The sequence below is a fragment of the uncultured Holdemanella sp. genome (assembly GCF_958348295.1).
Lineage (GTDB): Bacteria > Bacillota_I > Bacilli_A > Erysipelotrichales > Erysipelotrichaceae > Holdemanella.
On record NZ_CATVYQ010000040.1, the window covers coordinates 1 to 21,946 of the forward strand.

General features: G+C 32.2%; 22 protein-coding genes. 17 read left to right on the forward strand and 5 right to left on the reverse strand.

Features of this window, described 5'->3' with window-relative positions; genetic code table 11:
- Window positions 1-558: 558 nt before the first annotated feature.
- The 9 genes from Q3907_RS07855 to Q3907_RS07895 all read left to right on the forward strand — a co-directional run bounded on the left by Q3907_RS07855 (window position 559) and on the right by Q3907_RS07895 (window position 8,863).
- Window positions 559-1,437, forward strand: coding sequence for a LysR family transcriptional regulator (locus Q3907_RS07855; RefSeq protein WP_301897895.1), 879 nt, complete (start codon window positions 559-561; stop codon window positions 1,435-1,437).
- A gap of 125 nt (window positions 1,438-1,562) precedes the next feature.
- A complete protein-coding gene (locus tag Q3907_RS07860; protein WP_301897896.1) occupies window positions 1,563-2,033 on the forward strand; it encodes a flavodoxin in 471 nt (156 codons plus the stop codon).
- Between the two features lie 12 nt (window positions 2,034-2,045).
- Window positions 2,046-2,813 carry a carboxymuconolactone decarboxylase family protein gene (locus Q3907_RS07865; RefSeq protein WP_301897897.1) on the forward strand — a complete coding sequence of 256 codons (768 nt, stop codon included), beginning with the start codon at window positions 2,046-2,048 and terminating at the stop codon, window positions 2,811-2,813.
- A 12-nt stretch (window positions 2,814-2,825) separates the two neighbouring features.
- Window positions 2,826-3,689, forward strand: coding sequence for an aldo/keto reductase (locus tag Q3907_RS07870; protein ID WP_295645943.1), 864 nt, complete (start codon window positions 2,826-2,828; stop codon window positions 3,687-3,689).
- A gap of 1,165 nt (window positions 3,690-4,854) precedes the next feature.
- Window positions 4,855-5,016, forward strand: coding sequence for a hypothetical protein (locus Q3907_RS07875; RefSeq protein WP_301897898.1), 162 nt, complete (start codon window positions 4,855-4,857; stop codon window positions 5,014-5,016).
- Complete coding sequence (locus Q3907_RS07880) at window positions 5,010-5,882, forward strand: ATP-binding cassette domain-containing protein (RefSeq protein WP_301897899.1); 873 nt, start codon at window positions 5,010-5,012, stop codon at window positions 5,880-5,882. Before Q3907_RS07875 ends, Q3907_RS07880 begins: the two co-directional genes overlap by 7 nt.
- A complete protein-coding gene (locus Q3907_RS07885; protein WP_301897900.1) occupies window positions 5,875-6,993 on the forward strand; it encodes a hypothetical protein in 1,119 nt (372 codons plus the stop codon). The genes Q3907_RS07880 and Q3907_RS07885 overlap by 8 nt, the downstream gene beginning before the upstream one ends.
- Window positions 6,994-7,003: 10 nt before the next feature.
- The gene (locus tag Q3907_RS07890) at window positions 7,004-8,179 is read left to right on the forward strand and encodes a hypothetical protein (protein ID WP_301897901.1); all 1,176 of its coding nucleotides are present in this window, start codon (window positions 7,004-7,006) and stop codon (window positions 8,177-8,179) included.
- Between the two features lie 126 nt (window positions 8,180-8,305).
- On the forward strand, window positions 8,306-8,863 hold the full coding sequence (locus Q3907_RS07895) for a hypothetical protein (RefSeq protein WP_301897902.1): 558 nt from the start codon (window positions 8,306-8,308) through the stop codon (window positions 8,861-8,863).
- A 287-nt stretch (window positions 8,864-9,150) separates the two neighbouring features.
- Here the strand turns inward: Q3907_RS07895 and Q3907_RS07900 are convergent, their stop codons facing one another.
- Both Q3907_RS07900 and Q3907_RS07905 read right to left on the reverse strand, forming a co-directional pair.
- Window positions 9,151-9,711, reverse strand: coding sequence for a hypothetical protein (locus Q3907_RS07900; protein ID WP_301897903.1), 561 nt, complete (start codon window positions 9,709-9,711; stop codon window positions 9,151-9,153).
- Between the two features lie 659 nt (window positions 9,712-10,370).
- A complete protein-coding gene (locus tag Q3907_RS07905) occupies window positions 10,371-11,081 on the reverse strand; it encodes a LytTR family DNA-binding domain-containing protein (RefSeq protein WP_301897904.1) in 711 nt (236 codons plus the stop codon).
- A 950-nt stretch (window positions 11,082-12,031) separates the two neighbouring features.
- Here Q3907_RS07905 and Q3907_RS07910 point away from each other — a divergent pair.
- The 3 genes from Q3907_RS07910 to Q3907_RS07920 all read left to right on the forward strand — a co-directional run bounded on the left by Q3907_RS07910 (window position 12,032) and on the right by Q3907_RS07920 (window position 14,536).
- On the forward strand, window positions 12,032-12,940 hold the full coding sequence (locus Q3907_RS07910) for an Abi family protein (protein ID WP_301897905.1): 909 nt from the start codon (window positions 12,032-12,034) through the stop codon (window positions 12,938-12,940).
- Window positions 12,941-13,319: 379 nt separating this feature from the next.
- A complete protein-coding gene (locus Q3907_RS07915; protein WP_301897906.1) occupies window positions 13,320-13,748 on the forward strand; it encodes a low molecular weight protein-tyrosine-phosphatase in 429 nt (142 codons plus the stop codon).
- Window positions 13,745-14,536, forward strand: a complete 792-nt coding sequence (locus Q3907_RS07920; RefSeq protein WP_301897907.1) for a histidinol-phosphatase — start codon at window positions 13,745-13,747, stop codon at window positions 14,534-14,536. Before Q3907_RS07915 ends, Q3907_RS07920 begins: the two co-directional genes overlap by 4 nt.
- Here the strand turns inward: Q3907_RS07920 and Q3907_RS07925 are convergent.
- Complete coding sequence (locus tag Q3907_RS07925; protein ID WP_301897908.1) at window positions 14,529-15,083, reverse strand: Crp/Fnr family transcriptional regulator; 555 nt, start codon at window positions 15,081-15,083, stop codon at window positions 14,529-14,531. The two genes, Q3907_RS07920 and Q3907_RS07925, sit on opposite strands and share 8 nt — an antisense overlap.
- An 84-nt stretch (window positions 15,084-15,167) precedes the next feature.
- Here Q3907_RS07925 and Q3907_RS07930 point away from each other — a divergent pair, with 84 nt between their 5' ends.
- Entirely contained in the window at window positions 15,168-15,863 is a 696-nt protein-coding gene (locus tag Q3907_RS07930) for an ATP-binding protein (protein ID WP_270485165.1), read from the forward strand.
- A gap of 121 nt (window positions 15,864-15,984) precedes the next feature.
- Here Q3907_RS07930 and Q3907_RS07935 read toward each other — a convergent pair whose 3' ends face one another.
- A complete protein-coding gene (locus Q3907_RS07935) occupies window positions 15,985-16,953 on the reverse strand; it encodes a P1 family peptidase (protein WP_117572254.1) in 969 nt (322 codons plus the stop codon).
- The gene (locus tag Q3907_RS07940) at window positions 16,931-17,731 is read right to left on the reverse strand and encodes a nitrilase-related carbon-nitrogen hydrolase (RefSeq protein WP_301897909.1); all 801 of its coding nucleotides are present in this window, start codon (window positions 17,729-17,731) and stop codon (window positions 16,931-16,933) included. Before Q3907_RS07940 ends, Q3907_RS07935 begins: the two co-directional genes overlap by 23 nt.
- Before the next feature lie 112 nt (window positions 17,732-17,843).
- Between Q3907_RS07940 and hypB the strand changes: the two genes are divergently transcribed.
- From hypB to Q3907_RS07960, 4 genes are all read left to right on the forward strand, one after another.
- Window positions 17,844-18,506 (forward strand): hydrogenase nickel incorporation protein HypB, encoded by a 663-nt coding sequence (hypB, locus tag Q3907_RS07945; protein ID WP_295645924.1) that lies wholly within the window; start codon window positions 17,844-17,846, stop codon window positions 18,504-18,506.
- 1 nt (window position 18,507) lies between these two features.
- Complete coding sequence (locus tag Q3907_RS07950) at window positions 18,508-21,189, forward strand: FAD-dependent oxidoreductase (protein ID WP_301897910.1); 2,682 nt, start codon at window positions 18,508-18,510, stop codon at window positions 21,187-21,189.
- 1 nt (window position 21,190) lies between these two features.
- A complete protein-coding gene (locus tag Q3907_RS07955) occupies window positions 21,191-21,535 on the forward strand; it encodes a hydrogenase maturation nickel metallochaperone HypA (protein ID WP_295561751.1) in 345 nt (114 codons plus the stop codon).
- Between the two features lie 97 nt (window positions 21,536-21,632).
- Entirely contained in the window at window positions 21,633-21,914 is a 282-nt protein-coding gene (locus tag Q3907_RS07960; RefSeq protein ID WP_301897911.1) for a PD-(D/E)XK nuclease family transposase, read from the forward strand.
- Window positions 21,915-21,946 lie beyond the last annotated feature (32 nt).

Here is a 21,946-nt window from a genome sequence, read left to right on the forward strand (position 1 = left end):
AATAAACAACCGCAGGAACTGCGGGGATAGCTTGGTAAGAAAGGTTTCGATAGAAACCTGTTTCCAAGAATCTCGTCACTTCAGTGATGAGAGGTTCAAAGAATAATATTAATAGACCTCACCACGCCTCTGATTTATCATGCGCAACTCGATGGGGCTTTTTCAAGTGAAATGAATATAGTGTAAAATGATTTCACAAAGAAAAAGTAATTACTTTTGCAAAGCGGCATAGTGAAAATGATGTTAGCTTTGCTTTTCTTTTTAGATTTTTTTCTTAAAAACTAAATATGAGCTATGAAATATTGTTTTGCTTCATGATTTATCATTTCCTTCTGAATGTGATAAATTATTTAAAAGTGAAGTTTTTTGACTATGAAAAAAGTGCTTTTTATTTGCCATGGACCTCTTTGAAAGCTTCTTTAAAAAAGCCAGTAAAATCAAGGCATGGAAGGCATAGGCAGTTGAAAAATAACCCGATAATACATGTAGATATTACATGATGTTTGAGACGCAATATGATAGAATGGTTACAAGAAAAATTTGTAGGAATATAGAGATATGGAATTAAGATTATTACGCTATTTTCTGACAGTAGCAAAAGAACAGAGCTTTACAAAAGCAGCAGAACAATTGCATATTACCCAGCCAACGCTATCCAGACAAATGGCGGCATTTGAAGAGGACCTGGGAATAACATTATTTATTCGAAACGGGAAGAAAATATCGCTCACTGATGAAGGAATTTTATTAAAAAGGCGTGCCTTGGAGATTCTTAATCTTGAGGAAAGGACGCTTGAGGAACTGAAAGGAAAAGAAGAGGTTGTAGAGGGCACGATAACCATTGGATGCGGTGAATTTGCAGCAGTGGAGACATTGGCGAAGATATGTAAAACATATAAAGAAAAATATCCGCTGGTTCAGATTGTATTGCATACTGCAACAGCAGATGCAGTGTATGAGATGATGAACAAAGGACTTGTAGATATTGCATTATTCATGGAGCCGGTGGACACCGAAGGGCTGGATTATATCCGGATCACAGATTGCGATCACTGGTGTGTTGGAATGCGGCCGGATGATCCGCTGGCAGAAAAAGAGTTTATAAGAAAAGAAGATCTTATTGGAAAACCATTGATCCTGCCGGAAAGAGTAAATGTTCAAAGTGAACTTGCCAATTGGTTTGGAAAAGACTTTTCGAAACTGCAGATTGCTTTTACAAGTAATCTTGGAACGAATGCCGGAGTTATGGCAGCAAATGGACTGGGCTATCCGGTATCCATCGAAGGTGCTGCAAAGTATTGGCGGGAGGATATTCTTGTACAGCGAAGAATTTCTCCTGAAATCACGACCAGTACGGTGATTGCCTGGCGACGGAATATCCCATATTCTTTGGCAGTCCGTAAAATGATCGAGGAGATTAATGCTTTTCAGGCATAAAACAAAATTCAATATAAGCATTAGACATAATGAAGCGATAGAGCTTAAAATAGATGTGTAAGATGAATGTAAATCTTATACATCTATTTTTTGTGAAAAATACGTATAGAAAGGGGCTTTTTATTATGAGTAAAAAATTAGTGGCATTTTTCAGTGCAAGCGGAACAACAAAAAAAGTAGCAGAGATGATCGCAGAGGAAGTAAAAGCGGATTTGTTTGAGATTGAGCCAAAAGTTCCATATACAAAGGCTGATCTTGACTGGATGAATAAAAAATCCAGAAGCAGTGTGGAAATGAGTGATAAAAAATATAGACCGGCAATTATGAATAAAGAGATGGATATGGGTTCTTATAACGAGATTCTTTTAGGATTTCCAATCTGGTGGTATGTGGCTCCGACAATCATCAATACATTTTTAGAAACTTACGATTTCAGTGGTAAAAAGATTGTGCTTTTTGCAACATCTGGAGGAAGTGGATTCGGAAACACTGTGAAAGAATTGCAGTCATCCGCACCAGACGCATTTATTACAGAAGGCAGACTGTTAAATTGTGGAACGAAACAGGAAATTAGTGAATGGGTAAACTCGTTATAGGAGATACAGAATATGGGAAAAATAGTACAGACAGCAGGAAAAAATACACTTGGAGAATTTGCACCGGAATTTGCACATTTTAACGATGATGTACTTTTCGGCGAAAACTGGAATAACCAGGACATCGACGTAAAAACAAGAAGCATTATTACAGTGGTTGCTCTGATGGCTTCCGGAATTACGGATTCTTCTTTAAAATATCATCTTCAAAATGCAAAAAATCATGGTGTGACACAAAAAGAGATTGCTGCAGTGATCACACATGCCGCATTCTATGCAGGTTGGCCAAAAGCATGGGCTGTTTTCAATCTTGCAAAGGAAGTGTGGGAAGCAGGCGAAGGAGATTTGCCATACGAAGATGAAGCGATGCGTGCGCATGCAAAAGAGATGGTATTTCCAATTGGTGCACCAAATGATGGTTTTGCACAGTATTTTTCGGGCAGAAGTTTTCTTGTGCCGATTTCTACTTCTCAGGTTGGAATTTTCAATGTGACATTCGAACCAGGATGCCGAAATAACTGGCATATCCATCATGCTAAAAGTGGAGGCGGACAGATTCTGGTATGCGTTGCCGGAAGAGGGTATTATCAGGAAGAAGGTAAAGAAGCTATAGAAATGAAGCCAGGTGATTGCATTAATATTCCTGCAGGTGTTAAACACTGGCATGGAGCCGCACCGGATGAATGGTTTAGCCATCTTGCCATAGAGGTTCCAGGCGAAAATGGTTCTAATGAATGGCTTGAACCGGTAAGTGATGAAGAATATAGAAAATTAAAATAGGAGGTAGATGAAATGTTTGATAGAAATATTGTATTGAATAATGGTGTAAAAATTCCACAACTTGGACTTGGAACCTGGTTTATTGATGATGATAAGGCTGCTGATGTTGTAAAAGCAGCAGTAGAGATTGGATATAGACATATTGATACTGCACAGGCATACGGAAATGAGCGTGGCGTTGGTGAAGGAGTAAGAACTTGTGGTATTCCACGTGAGGAGTTGTTTGTTGTATCAAAGGTTGCCGCAGAGCATAAGACTTATGAGGAAGCGATGGCAGGAATCAATGAGACGCTTGAAAAGATGGGACTGGATTATCTTGATATGATGATTATTCACAGTCCGCAGCCATGGGCAAAGGTTAATCAGAGCGAAGATCGATATGTAGAGGGAAATCGAGCAGCATGGAAAGCTCTTGAGGATGCTTATACGGCAGGAAAACTTAGGGCAATCGGAGTTTCCAATTTTCAGATCGAAGATATTGAAAGTCTTCTTGAAACAGTAAAGATTAAGCCAATGGTAAATCAGATTCTTCTTCACATCAGTAATACGCCATTGGAGTTAGTAGAATATTGCCAGAAGAATAATATTGCGGTGGAAGCATACTCACCAATTGCGCATGGTGAAATATTAAATCAACCGGAGATAACTGCGTTTGCAAAGAAGTATGGTGTGACTGTTCCACAGCTCTGCATTAAATATACGCTTCAGCTTGGAGCAATTTCTCTGCCAAAAACAGGTAATCCTGAACATATGAAGAGTAATACCCAACTGGATTTTGAAATTAGTGCTGAAGACATGGAACTGTTAAAGAATTTTAAGAAAATTCAGAGCTATGGTGACAGTGGAGTTTTTCCTGTTTACGGTGGAAAGATGTAATAGCCAATCCGTTTGAAATACAAATATTGAATAATAACTTAATATCATTAATAGCAAAGCTATAAGATTTCAAAAACGGAGTTTTATAGCTTTTTATTTGGCGTTTACAAAAAAAATACAAAAGAGCCCATTTTAATCATTTACATGATTCTATTTGAAACATGAACTTTGAAATATTGTTTAGCTTCATGACTTATTATTTTCTTCTGAATATGATAAATTATATAAAAGTGAGTTTTTTGATTATGAAGAAAGTGCTTTTTATTTGCTATGGGAACATATTCGAACATTCATAAAATACTTTATATAAAGGATAATAAGCAAAATCAAGAGAGCTTGTGCACCTAAAATGCACCTTTTGGAAAACTTTATCAACAACATTGCTTGGCTTAAATGCTGAGCTTTTTATTTATGCTTGTGCATAGATTATAAAAGAAATTGAGCATAACCTGATAATCCGAAAATCAACAAATAATTTTTTAAGTTTTAGATATCAAAATATCCCTCTTCTACAAGATTTTGTCGACTTATACCGGTTTTATTTACTATTTTTTTTCTTGTGTGTAAGATTTACTTACCATAATATCACGGAGGCAAGAGATATAATGTACAACAGTTTTATTAGTAAATAAGCTATTGTGTCACATTCGGATGAAATCAATGATTTGTTATTATATGCAATTTTAGATGAATGATTAACTAAGAATACAGATCTAAAAAGGGGGTTGAACATATTAATAAAGGGGATTCTATTTTAATTTATCAGTAGTCAGATACCTGGGATTTTTAGACGATGGAAAAACAAAAAAATTATTTGCAAAATAAATTGTATCGGAAATTATGTGGTTTTAATAAAAGTAATTAAAAAAAGGATCTTTTGATGATATGAGAAAATATGTTAATGCTGTTTTTCAGAATTTTGTAAAATATCTATTTGATATAAAAACTAATATTGGCATCATAATGTCAACATAAAATTCATCAAAATAGATCGCTTTATATTCACCAGTTTGAATCGCATTATTTAGTTTTCAAATGTATCAATTATGTCTTTCATTCTGTATTTTGAACCTACTGCATCAATGGATGCTTTAGCAGAATTAGAAATATTTCAAACATTTGATAAATTGAAAAAAAACAATTGTGTATATTTGTAACACATAGATTGTCAAATATTGGTTCGTCGGATCAAATTATAGTTTTAGATAAAGGCGAAGTTATTGAACAAGGAGTTCATAAAGATTTGATTAAAAAGGATGGTAAATATAAAAAATTATTTGATACACAAGTTAGTCTATATAAAAAGGGAGGCATAGAAGAATGTTAGAAGTGAGAAATTTGTTCAAGGCATTAAACGGAAATGAAATATTAAAAAATATTAATCTTCAATTTGAAACAGGTGTTTATGGATTGTTAGGCGCAAATGGAGCAGGAAAAACAACATTAATTAAATGTTTGTGTAATTTATATGAAATTGATTCGGGGAGTATTTTGTATAACGGAATACAAATTAATCATTTAAAAAATAATTATTTTAATTCTTTAGGATATTTGCCACAAAATTTTGGCTATTATCAAGATTTCACAGCTTATGATTTTTTATCATACATAGGAGTTTTAAAAGGCTTAGAAGGAAAAAAACTTGAACATAGGATAGAATATTTGTTAAAAGAATTAGGATTATACGAGAAAAAGAATATTAGACTTAAACTTTATTCAGGAGGAATGCTAAGACGGGTGGGAATAGCTCAAGCATTGTTAAATGAACCGGAAATCTTAATTTTGGATGAACCTACAGCTGGATTAGATCCTAAGGAAAGAATTCATTTAAAGAATTTACTTAATCAATATGGTGAGAAGCATACAGTAATTATTTCTACTCATATTGTTTCTGATGTTGAGGATATTTCACAAGCCATTATTCTTTTAAAAAAAGGTGAAATCTGTGAACAAGGTGATTTAGATGTCTTATTAAAAAAGATTGAAGGATTTGTTTATGAAGGAACTGTACCTAAAACACAATTGGATTATTTCATGAATAAGTATAGAGTTAGGAATGTATACGATTTGGGTAATACTATTAGAATAAGGATAATAACCAAAGATAATGTTGAAAAATGTTTTGTACCTATAGAAGCTACTTTAAATGATTTATACTTATACTATTTTGATGAGGTAAGTGAAGATGACTAGGTTAATTAAAAATGAGTTAAACAGGATATATACATGTAAGATTAATAGAATCTCAGTATTATTATTGATTATGATTTCTGTCGTATATGGCTTTTTGACAGTGTTTCAGGATCAGACTATAACTTATTATGAACAAGGAATAATCTATGGTATTGATGCGATAACCTTTGAAAAAAATTTATCTCATGGTACTGTGGAAATAAATGATGATGAAATAAATAAAGTTATTGATAATTTTCAAAAGCAAACAAATAATATTAACAGCACTGATGGCGAAGCATTTAAAACAATGTACAGTAAAGAGCTGAGGCCCTATGAAGAGGTGATTTCACTTATTGATTTTACTTTGGGTGGAACATATATGGATCAGTATAAAAAAATATTAGAAGTTAAGACTCCAATAAATTTTGTTGAGCTTTGGAAAGATAAAACTAATTGCACCGCTAAAACACAAAGTTTTAAATCTGGATATAGTAAAGGCTATCAAAGATTTCTGAAAAAAAATATGGATTTATTTCTATTTATGTCTATAATGCTTGCAATTTGCTTATCTAAAATGTTTTCTCAAGATAAAGAAGAACGGATGAATGAAATTATAAGTACAACAAAGAATAGGGGCACTAATCATTTTGTGGCAAAAGTTACTGCTGGAATAATTATATCAAGTTTCTATTATTTGTTGGCCCTTATACCATTTTCAATAATAATTTTTTCAATATATGGTTTAGCTGGTTGGGATGTTAATGTACAGTTAGGAATTGCGCCTCTATTTCCAAACTTATTGACGTATGGACAATTATTATCTAGAGCAATTTTAATAGGATTATTAGCCTCAGTATTGATGGGACTGTTAATTATGTTTTTTTCAAAAGTGTTTTTGTCTAGTAGTGTTTCTGTTATATGTTCTATAATTTTATGTTTTATTCCAAATATAATGATTTCACTATTAAATATTTCGTCTTCTTCAATATTACGATATTGTTTCCCTATTACAATGGTTGATGTGTCATCAGTACTTAATTTTGATATACCAAAGTTATTATTCACTCTTTTATTGTTTTTTTTCTTAACCTTTATATTAATTTATGACAAAAAAAGATTAATTCAGTAGGTGATTATAAATGGTGAAAAAATTAATATTTATAGAAATAAAAAAATGCATTAATCCAAAAATAATATTTGCATTTTGTTTTTTTACGATAATCTTTCTTTCAACTTTTTTCTTGTATTCGATTAGTAGTACTGATGTATATGTTAACGAATTTAGTATTAATGCTAAAATTGATGGTATAAGTGCAAAAAGAGATGCGCAAGCAAAAATAGAAAAAAAATTAACTGATAAAGAATTAAGAAATTCATTAAAAGTATTTATTGGTATAACAAATGATAAAAATAATTCTGATTCAACTGGAAATTTGATGATAAATGGTTCAGAATCTATTAAAATGTTTAATAAATATTCTGATTTAGCAAACCTTGTGATTCGAGCATATTCTCCGATGTATTCATTTAATCCTGATATTTTGAATCATTTAGATTTAAATGATATAACTGTTCAAAGCATATTTGTTAATAGAGAAAATAATATTAAAACTATTAACCCAGATTTTAGTGATAAATTAAAAGAGCAAAAATATATCGATTTTGGTTATTCTTTAGGATGGCAAACTCTTTTAAATGATTTACCATATATACAAATATATTCGATGATCATAAGTTTGATAATTGCTGCATTGATTTTCTTTGTAGAAAAAAAATGCAATATGAATATGATTCTTAGAACATTAGCTACGAAAGAAAGCAAAATTAATTTCATTAAAGCAATAACGGTTTTAATAATGAATTCTGCAATCTATTTTTCTATTGTGTTAATTTATAGTGCTTTAATCTGGAGTGTATTTGGCTTAGATGGATGGAATATGAAAATTCAGACTTCTTACCTATTTTGGCTGTCCCCTTTAAATATCAATTACTTTCAAGCATATATGGTTAATGTCTTGATAGGGTATCTAGCAGTTTTAGTGATAACATTTTTCACCTCATTGTTAGTCAAAATAAATGAAAAAAAATACATAGGCGAATTATTATCAATATTATTTATATTTATTCCATTTATGTTTAATAACTATTCATTTTTTGGCTTTTTCCCATCAAATGTAATTCAATTATCTAGAAATATTTTGAGCTTTAGCTGGATAAATGGAATAAATTCTATATATTTAGAATTCGTTGCTTTATTATGCGTTGTTATTTTATTGTTTTTGCTAGTTTGTCGAAAAAATAGAAAAGAAACTTAAATTTTAATTGAGTTTTTCGCATATTCAAAGCCACTGATTCCATTAACCAGTGCCATTTATACAACTTTAGTTGTTAGATGGATTTGTATTCAATCTGTAAATTATAGACTTGGAGGTTTAGAATATATGACTAAATTTTTTCTGCTTGATTTAATTCTATTTTTGATAATTTGTGGTGTTGCCATTATTTTACAATATCATTTTGGGAATAGACTTAATAAGAAATTTGAAATAGTTTATGGTTGTATATCTGCTGGAATTATAGCAGTTACCAGTATAGTATTTGCAATTAAAATGAATCCGATTATTACACCTTCGTTGCATGCTGATTATTTAAAGTTAAACGAAGAAATTAAATATACCAGTATTGAATTATGCGAAAACTATAGAGATTGCACACTTAAGATTGTAGCAAATGGTTTTAGATGGGGATACCAGACTTATTATTCTGGGGATGCTAATGTTGAGATATACAATAGCGAAAATGAAAGGTTGAATTATTATTACAAAGCTAAAGTTTATTACAATATTGATGTTAATAGTGTTATTGTGTTAAAAGATGCAAACGATGCTAAAGTATATATTTTCAACTTTGACACAAATCAACAAACACAGGATTTTTATGATTTATTATGTAAAAAAGTTGATAAAGTAGGTGCTTCATACACTGAGAATCATCACTAAGAGCCATACAATCCATTGCTCAGAGCCACTGAATCCACGAAGAGCCACTTCAAATTATGAAATGGCTCTTTTTATCGTTCGACTTTTGAATAATCCTCTGCTTTTTAAAAGAATTGTGTAGGATGAGTTACTAAAACTGTAATTGATGGTTAATTCGGTGTGACTCTAGCGGTTATACCAGTTACTGATGACGGTTTGAATCGGTGTAATAAGGTCTTAATACCATAGTTTGACTGCGGTGAAACGAGGCATTTTTGTGGTCGAACATTTGGATGAGATTAGGCGAATTAGTTTATTAAGAAAATGATATCTACAATCTTTAAATTATAATCGAATGATATGTCTGATTTAGTATTAAACTCTTTATCAATATTTGAAGTTGATTCTTTTATATCATTCTCGAATGTAGAAGGAAAATTAAAAATAATTTGAAGAGTACAAGAATATATATCTTTTCGCGATTTAATGATAATAAATCTTTGCTCATCAGATAAACTACAATATTTTATAGCAAGATCTAAGATTTTAGTAAAAAAAATCATTTGATTGATGGAATCTAAGCTTGATAGATCATCACTATAAAGGGTTGATGTAACTGAAATATTTAAACTAGATAATTGATTTTTTTTATGGTTTAAAACTGTTGAAAAGATTGGGGAATTGGTATATATTTCATTAAATTCTTTGATTGTCTTGTTTGACAATGATTTAATTAATGAGTCTAGCTCATCATATTTTTTCTGATCTATTAACTGATTAAGTTCAGAACAAGTATGAAGTAAATTGTGTAAAAATTTAAAATTGGATTCATATTCCTTATTTAAGGAATTAAATTTTGAAATCATCATTTCATTACTTAATTCTGATATTTCTAAACTTTTTCGAAGGTTTTCGTTTTTAATGATTTGTAGTTGAAACAATATTGTAATGGAATTAGAAATTAGCAAGAGAAATAAAATAATAACAAGAATCTTGTTTCCTGAAAAGAGTGTTTGATAGTTTCCATAGACAATGAGGAACAATATCGTTGTTAATGCAGGAAAAAACAAAATATAAAAGGATTTGGGTAAGTTTGTGATTTTAATAGTATGACATATTTTTTGTATGATATATGAAAAAAAATAAGCAAAAAACTGTGTCAAAATTATAATCACCAAATAAGTATTTGATGTGTAGATATTATTTAAAGAGAAACTAGGATTAAATAATTGAAAAAAAACAATTGATAATGACTCTGAAATCCCTATCGTCAAGTAACATACCAAAAACAATATAAATTTATTAATTAGCGAACCCTTAAATAAAAATGATATATATATGTATAGTGTAATAAAAGAGAGAATTTTTCCTATCTGATTGATTCCGTTATGATTTCCTAAAAAAGTGCACATTATAGCAAGAAGAAATAATAAAAAAAACATATAATAGGATATTTTTCTTTTGGCAATAAATTGGTTAAAGAAATGTGTAATAAAAATAACTGTGAGTATATCGGATAGAAAAATCATCATAGTATGTTATGCAAATTAGCAAAATATTGATTTGTGAACGACTTTTTGAAATTTTTAGACAATGGGATTTTTTCACCATTGTTCATGATAATATCTTTACCATCTGAAGAAAAACCACTAACATAATCAAGATTAACTAAAAAAGACTTATAGGGTTGTCCAAACCCTTTATTAGATAGTTCTTCAATCCAATATTTAAGAGGATATGTAGTTTTTTTCTCAACATTATTAACAAAATGAATAATCGTATGTCGATTAAGAAATTCTATGTATAACATATCCTTATAGTGAATTTTATATTGAGATATCTTTTTATCGAAAAAACCGTATTGTTGTTTAAATGAAGTTGATAAGACACTCTGCATCTCTACGTTAAATATTTTTTCATCAATTGGTTTAATAAGATATCTTTTCGCTTCTATTTTATATCCATCTATTAAATATTTTTTAAAGCTAGAAGTGATTATAATAATAGAACTACGATTATAGGTTCTTATTTTTGATGCAATTTCTATGCCGTTGTAGTCTCCTAGTTCAATATCCAAAAAAATCAAATCATATTCTAGAAACAAATTGGATCCTACATCGAAATTCTCAAGATAATCAATCTCATATAATATATTGTTTGATTGCAAAAAAGAATTTAGTAATTTATGCAAATGCAACTTATCTCTTTCTATATCTTCACAAATTAATATTTTTATCATTATGCCTCCTGCCATCCATTTTACACTATTTGTTTACTTATTTATACTTTTGTGTAAAATTACCTTAGTTTAGGTCTTCTTGATGAAAAAAATATACAGTTTTAGTGTATATACTAAATTTGCAAATAAAATTTCATTGAATATTAAGTTAGAACTATTTTTATAAGAAAATTGAAATACAAGAAATTCAAATAAGATGATTACAATTGCATTTTTTGAATGCTGATTTTTTTCTCTGATGATAATGGTTTGTTAGGGTGATCAGCTACTTTGATTATATGTATATTGAAAAAACAACAATAGTATATATTATACGTATAATATTATATTATTTGCAGCTATCCAAGGGATTAGAATAGTTATAGAAACTGTAGTTAAAATATATAATAATGGGTAAGCAATATGAATGCCGCCAACATGACTGCGCAGAATAAAATACGATGTACAAAATACAAAAACTGGTTTTACAAGACCAAATATAATTAAGAAGATATCTTCTTCAACACCAATGTCATTTTCTATGAGTTTGGTATAAATAGTGGATTCCAACTTATATACACATATTCATTTAGAAGATGTAATGGAAGAACTTGAGGGAGTTGAATGTGTCTAAAATTCATGAGCACAAACTTTAAAATTTTAGTGCCCATTTCACGGTATGATAATATGCAACATATTCGAACATTTATAAAACGCTTTATATAAAGAATAATAAACAAAATCAAGAGGGTTTGTGCACCTTAAATGCACTTTTTGGATAATTTCATCAACAAATTGAATTAAAGGTTTTTACGTTAAGTAAAATATTAATGTGTTTTGACAGTGCTTTCACTTAAAAGAAATCTTTGACAGCAACATTAAAAAGTGTATAATTATATTAACAGAACTCACCACGCCTCTGACTAATTCATGCGCAACCCGGTGGGACTTTTTTTCATTTAGGGGTGTTTATGTATCAGTATCCAAAACAAATATTAACAATAGGACAACAAGTGCAATCTTACGTAAATGCAGGAATGAAGATTACATCTCGCGAAGAGGTAGAGAAGGCATTAAAATCAATTGGATTTTATCGTTTGAGAGGCTACTCATTTCCTTTATATGATAATGTTACAAAGAAGTATGTTCCTGGAACAAAGTTTGAAGACATTTTGAAATTATATCAATTTGATCAGAAATTATCTGCCTTAGTTTTCTTTATGATTTCTAAAATTGAGGTGGCTTTAAGAGTACGATTAATAGAGGCGTTACTTATATATGGTGAACCTCTTGTTTTGCAAGATTCATCTATTTTTAAAGAGAAAAAATTGTATTGGCAGAATATGTCTATGGTAGCGTCAGAAATTGCTCGTTCTAATGATGTATTTATTAAACATAATTTTGAAAATCATGATGGAGAGGTGCCTGTATGGGCGATTGTTGAGGTTCTTTCTTTTGGAACATTATCGAAAATAATTAAAAATTTGAAAACAGGTGTTGGAAGTTCATATTCTATCTTGGCGACTAATTACCAATATAAATCGAAAAAAGGAAATTTGGTAAATCCATCACAAAAAATGCTTACTTCATGGTTACAGAGTGTTTCAATATTGCGTAATATGTGTGCTCATAATTCCAGAATCTATAATCGCACAATACATACGACGCCAGAGATTTTAGACGCAGATAAGGTTACACCACTGCCAGTACATAATGGGTTATATCAAATTTTATTGGCAATGAAGTATTTACGCTCATCTGATGAGGAATGGACAGTATTTGTAGATGATTTCGATAATTTAATTAAAAGTTATAATGGCATAGTCAATCTTGCAGCAATGAATCTTCCATCAGATTGGAAAGTACATTTAACTGTATAAAACAATAAAGATGTTTAACTAAGCTTTTTTCTTAAACGGGTTAGTCATTCGGCGGAATGTTACAATATTAGCATTTCGCTATTTTTATATATAGCTTTTTTGCAAATGCATGGTAAATAGAAAAACATGAAACATTGGTGGTATAATAAAATAGCTTGTAGGAAGGCAAGCCATTGAAGAGCTTCATGAGGTGAATAATCATATTTCTATATAAAAATTAAGTTTGCACCAAATAAAATTCAATTTGCACCTTATGTGCACCTTTTGATTAAAAAGATATGAAAAGTTATACAAACTTATAAGAAGTTACAAAAATAAGAGAAAAATAAAATTACCTTTACATAAAGGGAATATTCTATATATAAAGGAGAATTTGATTATGAAAAAATTGTTGTTCATATGTCACGGCAACATATGTCGTAGTGTCTCAGCTCAATATATTATGGAAGATTTGGCAAAGAAAAATGGGGTAGAACTATATGTTTCTAGTGCAGCTACAAGTCGTGAAGAAATTGGTAATGACATTTATCCTCCGGCTAAGCGTAAATTAAAAGAAAAGGGGATTCCATTTTCTAGACATTATGCAAGACAAGCTACAATGAGTGATTATTTGTCGTATGATTATTTAATTTGTATGGATGAAAATAATATGCGTAATCTAAATCGTATGTTCAATAATGATCCAGATCACAAAATCTATAAATTATTATCAAGAGATGTTTCAGATCCTTGGTATAGTAATGATTTTGAAACGGCATATAATGATATTTATGAAGGCTGTAAAGCTTGGTTGGAGAAATTATCATGAAACAGAATCTACATACACACTCTATCTTTTGTGATGGAAAAGATACGATTGAAGAAATGACTTTAGAAGCTATCTCAAAAGGCTTTGATATTCTAGGATTTTCAGGACATGGATATTTAAGTATAGACGATGGTTCAATGCGAGATACTAAAGGATATATTTCAGAGGTTGAGAGGGTTAAATTGAAATATTCTTCGTCTATTCAAATTCATTTAGGAATTGAAGAAGATATGTTAGGAAGAATAGCTGAAAAAGCTCCATTTGAATATGTGATAGGAAGTAAGCATTTTTTAGGTGAAGTGGCTGTGGATTATTCAAAACCTGTATTTGATTCCTTGTTTGAATCGTATTCTGGTGACTATAAAAAGATGTGTAAAGACTACTATTCAGACTTATCCAATATGTATGACTGGCAAGAAGTGGATATCATTGGACACTTGGATTTGATCACCAAATATAATGAGGACGAATCCTATTTTAAATTTAATGATAAAGACTATATGAATATTGTTTGTGACTGCATTGACCGATTGTTGATCAACGACAAGATTTTTGAAGTGAATACCGGAGCTATCGCAAGAGGTTATCGTAAAACACCATATCCATCTAAGAATATATTGGAATATTTATACGCAAAGAATGCACGTATTTGTCTAAACAGTGATTGTCATGATAAGAACTATTTGGATTGTGCTTTTGAATCTAGTTTAGACTTGATTCAATCTTGTGGATTTAAAGAACTGCAAATATTAACCAATGATGGCTTTGTACCAGTAAAAATCAAATAGAGTAAACAGTGAAGGTGTTCTTGTGATAATCAATTAAACCTTCACTTTTCATTTTAGAAAGCTCTTTTGATAAGGCACTTCGTTCTACATTTAAATAATCCGCCATCTGTTGACGGTCAAACGGAATCTTAAAGGTAGAACTTTGTGTTTCGAGTTTCATAAACGATAAGTAAGACAACACCTTATTACGAATGGTTTTGTTGGAAATATGAAATATGTGTTGTGACAACATTTTGTTCTTATTTGAAAGTATTTGAATCATTTGATCTTTTAGTTCTGGGAATTTTTCTAAGGATCGAATATCTAAAAATTGAATTGTACAATCCTCAACCGCTCTTACATACACATACATAGGTGTTTGGGTTAGGGCATAGCTTTCCGCAAACATTTGATTGAAACCTATATGTGACAATAGGGAGACATTGCCTAAAAAGTCTACGGTTTCAATGACAACACTTCCTTCTTTGACAATGCCAATGGCTTGAGGAATATCTTCTATATGATAAATAATTTCATTTTTCTTGTATTTTTTGAATGGTAAATCCATAAATATACTCCTTTCGTTGTTTAAACAACATAAATTGATTGTATTATACACTAAAATAAGTTCATAAGAAATGAGGATGATTCTATGTTAAGAAAAATAATTCAAATTGATGAAGATAAATGTACAGGATGCGGTATCTGTGTGGATGCCTGCCATGAAGGAGCCATTGGCTTAGTGAATGGAAAAGCTAAATTAATGCGAGATGATTATTGTGACGGACTAGGAGATTGTTTGCCTACATGTCCTACGGGAGCTATTTCATTTATTGAAAAAGATACTTTGGCTTATGATGAAGAGGCTGTAAAAAAGAATATGGAAAAACGCATGAAAGATTCTGGTACCATGCATACTGGATGTCCTGGATCTATGATGCATACACTGAATCCAGTTGTATCAAGTCCATCGATTGATGTAACAAGTCAACTAACATCTTGGCCTGTTCAAATCAAGTTAGCACCAATCAACGCACCATTCTTTCAACATGCTAAGCTTTTAATAGCTGCTGATTGTACAGCATATGCCTATGCCAATTTCCATCAGGAATTTATGAAAAATAAAGTGACTTTAATTGGATGTCCAAAACTAGATGGAGTGGATTATTCAGAAAAGCTTTGCGATATTATTCGTATGAATTCTATTGAAAGTGTAACCATTGTTCGTATGGAAGTACCTTGTTGTGGTGGTCTTGAAAATGCGGTTAAAAAAGCTTTGCAGGAAAGCAAAAAGTTCATTCCTTGGCAAGTCGTAACCATTTCAATTGATGGAAAAATTTTAGATTAAATCTTAAAAAAGTGCAGTTAACGTTACAGATATTGCACTTTTGTCATTTTCTGACACGATAAACGTTGTTTTTTGTCATTTTTGATATGAAAAAAGTATCACCGTAGCGATACTTTAATGTTTATTCCTTTGTGATTTCTTTGTAGCTAGCTAGACCATAAGCACTATCTGCTTGTGTACCCGCATTGACGATTGCTTGTTCCATCGCTTTTACTGCCATGATTCCAACTAGATCTTGTTCAGCAGGCACTTTATTGGATGTCATCGCAAAAATAGTATCTCCATCACTTGAAGTGTGGACCGGACGAATACATCTTGCATACCCATTATGGGCCATACTTGCGATTTTATTCATTTGCGCTTTATTTAAATCGGCATTTGTGATGATACAACCAATTGTTGTATTCATACCACAAGAATTGATCATCTTTTCAGCAGCCTTTAAGATTTCATCTTCACTAAACAATCTTGTATTTGTGTTTCGATCATAAATACCTGCAATTGGCTTGTCTGAATTTGGATAGAAAATATCACCACACGCATTTACGGCGACAATAGCACCAACTTTTAATGGGCCAATTTGTAGGGCCGAAAATCCAAGTCCTGCCTTCATCGCATATTGAGGACCAAAGAATTTACCAACACTAGCCCCTGTTCCAGCACCGACATTTCCTTGCTTTGGATCATTTTTTTCAGCTTCAATACAAGCATCATACCCCATTTGTTTATTTGGATATGCCTTAGAATTACCTACACCACAATCAAATAGACAAGCTTCACATACGATGGGAATATAGATGTTTTTCATGTCAAAACCAATTTCGTGTTCACTCAAATACTGCATAACACCACTGCTTGATTCTAAACCAAAAGCACTACCACCTGATAAAGTCACCGCATGAATTTTTTGAACCATGTTTTTAGGGTTTAATAAATCTGTTTCACGAGTAGCAGGACCACCACCACGTACATCTACACCAGCTGTAGCTCCTTCTTTACATAAGATGACTGTGCAGCCAGTCGCATTTTCTGTATCTTGTGCACTACCAATTTGAAATCCTTCGATTTCATTGATTTGAATTGTCTTCATTTTTGATCTCCTTTAATTCATATAAATCATTTCTACGTACCTTCCAATAAGGCATTCTTTTCCTTACTTTATCAATGTCATTTAAATCGATATCTACAACTTTGCAGGCTTCTTCTTCACCTAACTCCACCACAATATTGCCAAAACCATCCACAAGGATGGAATGACCATCAGCCGTATAGTTTTTATATGTATATTTAGCTGGTGCAACTCCACACAAAAAGACTTCATTTTCTAGGGCACGTGTTTGTGTGAATAACTTCCAATGCTTCTTTGTGGCCTGCTCATTAAAGGCAGCCGGACAAAATAGAATTTGTGCTCCATTTTGAGCTAGAATTCTGGATACTTCTGGAAATCGGATGTCGTAACATAATAAAATGCCACATCTTCCCCATGGCGTATCAAAATATTGTAGGTGATTTCCTGGTACAAACACTTCATTTTCACAATAATCCTGTCGATTATGAAATTCAAAAAGATGTGTTTTATCATACGAACAAACAATGTCACCATTGCTATTTAATATGTAACAACGATTGTATTTGTTTGTACAAATGGAACCTGCAACGATCCATATTTTATCTGTTCGAGCGGTTTCTTTTAATGCTTCTAAACTTTCATCATGACGCAAATAAGCTGTTTTTAATGCATCATTATGATAGGGACAGTTCCACATTTCTGGTAGAACTAAAATATCACAGTCTGGAATATGCTTTAGTTTTGCTATGTTTTGTTGATTGTCCATTGAAACAGACATTTGGTACATACAGATCTTCATATAGTTTATGATAGGCGAAAAATGATTTCTTTTCAAGATGCGCAAAGACTAACATGTGTTTATTTACTCTCTTTCTGAAATCGTTTACAATCAATTTAGGAGGGCTTGTATCATGTATAAAATCATAGAAGTGAAACAAAGCATATTTGAAGACAATAATAAAGATGCGAATAAATTAAGAGAAGAATGTAAAGACAGGGGTGTGTTCTTATTAAATGTTATGTCAAGTCCAGGAGCGGGTAAGACAACAACTTTATCTAGAACATTAGAAAAATTAAAAGATAGGATGAAAATCGGCATTATGGAAGCGGATATTGATAGTGATGTGGATGCCAAAACCATCAGTGAATATGGTGTACGCACGATTCAGTTACATACTGGTGGTATGTGCCATTTGGATGCGGATATGACTCGTCAAGGACTACATGAAATGGGTATGGAAGATTTAGATTTGGCTGTACTTGAAAACGTAGGAAATTTGGTTTGTCCAGCTGAATTTGATACGGGATCCACAAAAAATGTGGCTATTCTAAGCGTTCCAGAAGGGGATGATAAACCTTTGAAATATCCATTGATGTTTCAAGTGTGTGATGTGGTTCTCATCAATAAAATCGATGTATTGCCATACTTTGATTTTGATGTAGAGAAATGTAAAAAGAATATTCTGTACCGTAATCCAAACGCGAAAATTTTTGAAGTGTGTGCTAAAACGGGTGAGGGAATCGATGATTGGTGTAAGTGGCTTGAAAATGAAGTAAAAGCCTGGAAGGAATAATATGGCATATCGAGATAATATTGATAAATTAGCAAGGCGTATCACAGATCGTATTCCGGCAAAAGTTAAGAAGTTATCGGAAACAGACCCTGAATATGAATGTTTAAATGAAATATTAAATGATGAACAATGCGATTTATGTTTGTGTTTTGAAGTGCGTAAACCACTTTCTTTTGAAGAAGTTGTGAAAAGAAGTGGTTGGCCAGCTGGTAGAGTGAATCGTGTATTAAATGAAGTGTGCGACATTGGAATGATTGAATACAATTGGGAAAATGAGGATCATCATAAACAATTTGTGCTTCCTCAATTTGTTCCTGGAGCTGCCGAATTCATGGTTATGAACAAAGATCTTGTAGAAGAACATCCAATTGTTGCGGATTTCTTTGAAAAGATGACACGTTTACCACTTGAAAAGGTAACACCAATGGTCCCTCCTGGAGGAGCGGGTATTGGTATGCATGTCATTCCTGTTGAAAAGGCAATTCATGCTAATCAAGAGGCAGTAAGTGTAGAAAAAATCTCACATTGGTTAAATAAATATGATAAGTATGCTCTTTCTCCATGTTCATGTAGAAGACAACAACGTGTTAGAGGCGAAGGAACGGGCGATGTAGAAGCCGACGTTTGTATTGCCGTTGGAGATATGGCTGATTATGTTGTACAGACCAACAAGGGTGGACATTATTGTACGTATGAAGAGGTTGTTGAGACTTTAGAACGTTGTGAAAGAAAAGGCTATGTACATCAGATTACCAATATTGATGGAGAGGATAAGATTTTTGCGATTTGTAACTGCGCACATGGCGTATGTAACGCATTAAGAACAAGTCAATTGTTTAATACGCCAAATATGTCGGCAAGTGCCTATAGAGCGCATGTGGATAGCGACAAGTGTGTAGCTTGTGGAAAGTGTGTAGAAATTTGTCCAGTGGGTGCGGCAAAATTAGGACAAAAATTATGTACAAAAGCAGGTCCAGTTACATATCCTCAACAAGAACTTCCGGATGCAGTAAAGTGGGGTCCAGAAAAATGGAACTGGAATTTTAGAGATACAGCTAAAGTCAACTGTTATGAAACTGGAACATCGCCATGTAAGAGTGCATGTCCAGCACATCTACCGGTACAAGGCTATATAAAAATGGCTAAAGAAGGTCGTTATATGGATGCGTTAAAATTGATCAAAGACTTTAATCCATTTCCAGCCGTATGTGGAGCTATTTGTAATAGAAGGTGTGAACAACAATGTACACGTGGATTGATTGATGAGCCTTTAGCTATTGATGAAATCAAGAAGTTTATTGCCGAACAAGAACTTCATGAAGATAAACGATATATTCCTTTGTGTGAAAATGTAGAAGGTAAATTTTTCACGAATAAGATGGCTATTATTGGTGCAGGTCCTGCGGGTATGAGTGCAGCTTATTATTTAAGAATGATGGGCTATCCTGTCACAATATTTGAAAAGGAAGAAAAACCAGGCGGTATGTTAGTCTATGGAATTCCATCTTTTAGATTAGAGAAGTCTGTGATTGAGGCTGAAATTGAAGTGTTAAAGGCTATGGGCATTGAATTTAAGTGTGGCATAGAAGTAGGTAAAGATATTTCTTTGGATGATTTAAGAAGCGAAGGGTATGAAGCATTTTATATTGCGATTGGGGCTCAAGGATCTAGAAAACTAAACATTCCAGGCGAAGATAATGATATGGTTGAATCTGGAATTGATTTCTTGCGTAAGGTGAATAAAACAGAAGATCCAAATTTAATTTCAGGTGATGTCGTTGTCGTTGGAGGTGGGAATGTTGCGATAGATGTAGCTCGTGCTGCATTAAGAAGTGGAGCTGAAAAAGTTCATTTATATTCTTTGGAACAAGAAGCTGAAATGCCGGCAAGTTTTGAGGAAGTATCAGAAGCTAAAGAAGAGGGCATAATTCTTCATTGTGGATGGGGTCCAAAGGAAATCTTAGAAGATTCGATTGTGTTTAAGCAATGTGTAAATGTAAAAGATGAAACGGCTAGATTTAATCCAAGCTATGATGAAAATGTTTTGGAAACTATACAATGTAGTCATGTATTACTTTCGATTGGACAAAGTATTGTTCCAATTCAAGGATTCGATGTAGAAGTCAATCCAAATGGAACTATTAAAGCCGATGGTACAACACTTCAAACATCTATTGAAGATGTATTTGTGGGTGGTGACGTGTATACAGGTCCAAAATTTGCGATTGATGCGATTAGCCATGGTAAAGAAGCGGCAGAATCGATGCATCGTTTTGTTCATAAGGGTCATTCTTTAACGATTGGAAGAGACTTACATTTATTCAATGAATTCGATAAGAATAACGCATTGATCGATATTGATTTTGATCATGCCAAACGTCAGATTCCTGGTATTAAAAAGGGTTTGGGTGAAAAATCATTTAGAGATTTACGTTCAACCTTTACAGAAGAACAAGTTAAGATTGAAGCCAATCGATGTCTAGGATGTGGTGCAAGTATTGTGGATACCAATAAGTGCATTGGTTGTGGCTTATGTACGACAAAATGTGAATTTGATGCGATCCACTTAACCCGTGATATCAAGGATGGTGCAAGAATGGTGAAGGCAGAAGATAAGATGAAGGCAATCTTACCATATGCGGCTAAGCGCCAAATTAAGATTATTCGCAATAAGAAGAAATAGTATGCATGAATTAGGAATTGTTGTACATATTTCAAAAACATTAGAAGAACTTGCACAAGAAAATAATATTACAGATATTCGTAGAGTGACTTTACAAATTGGAAAAGTAAGTGGAATCGTACCTGAGTATTTAATGGATTGTTGGAAGTATTATAGGAAAAAGGTTCCTTTAATCGAAAACTCAACATTAGAATATGAGTGGATTGAAGCCATTACGATTTGTAACGAATGTGAAAAAACATATGACACGATTCAATATGGAAGAGAGTGTCCATATTGCAAGAGTGAACATACAGTTCTTCTTCAAGGTAATGAGTGTCTCATTAAGGAGATTGAGGCTGAATAAGTCTCTAAAAGGCGCTTTTTTTGATTTTTATTAGAAAAAGTGTCTTTTTTTTCGTATATGAGTATGTAGGAAACTTCCTACTAGAAATGAGGTGCTCATGCGTAGCGCAAATTTATTAAATGATTTCGCCTTTAAATATGTGTTTGGCGAAGATTGTAAGGAGGCCAATGATGCCTTAAAATCATTACTTACGGTATTTTTAGAAAGAAAAGTGAATCATGTTGTTGTAAAGAATTCAGAAATAGTAAAAGACTATAGTAAAATGAAAAGTCCTCGGTTGGACCTTTTGGTTGAATTTGATGATCAAACAACGGTAGATTTAGAAATGCAGTTAAGACAAACTAAAGATAATATGATTGTTGATTGTCTAATTAATTGAGTATGAAAATGAATAATCTAATCAAATTAAAT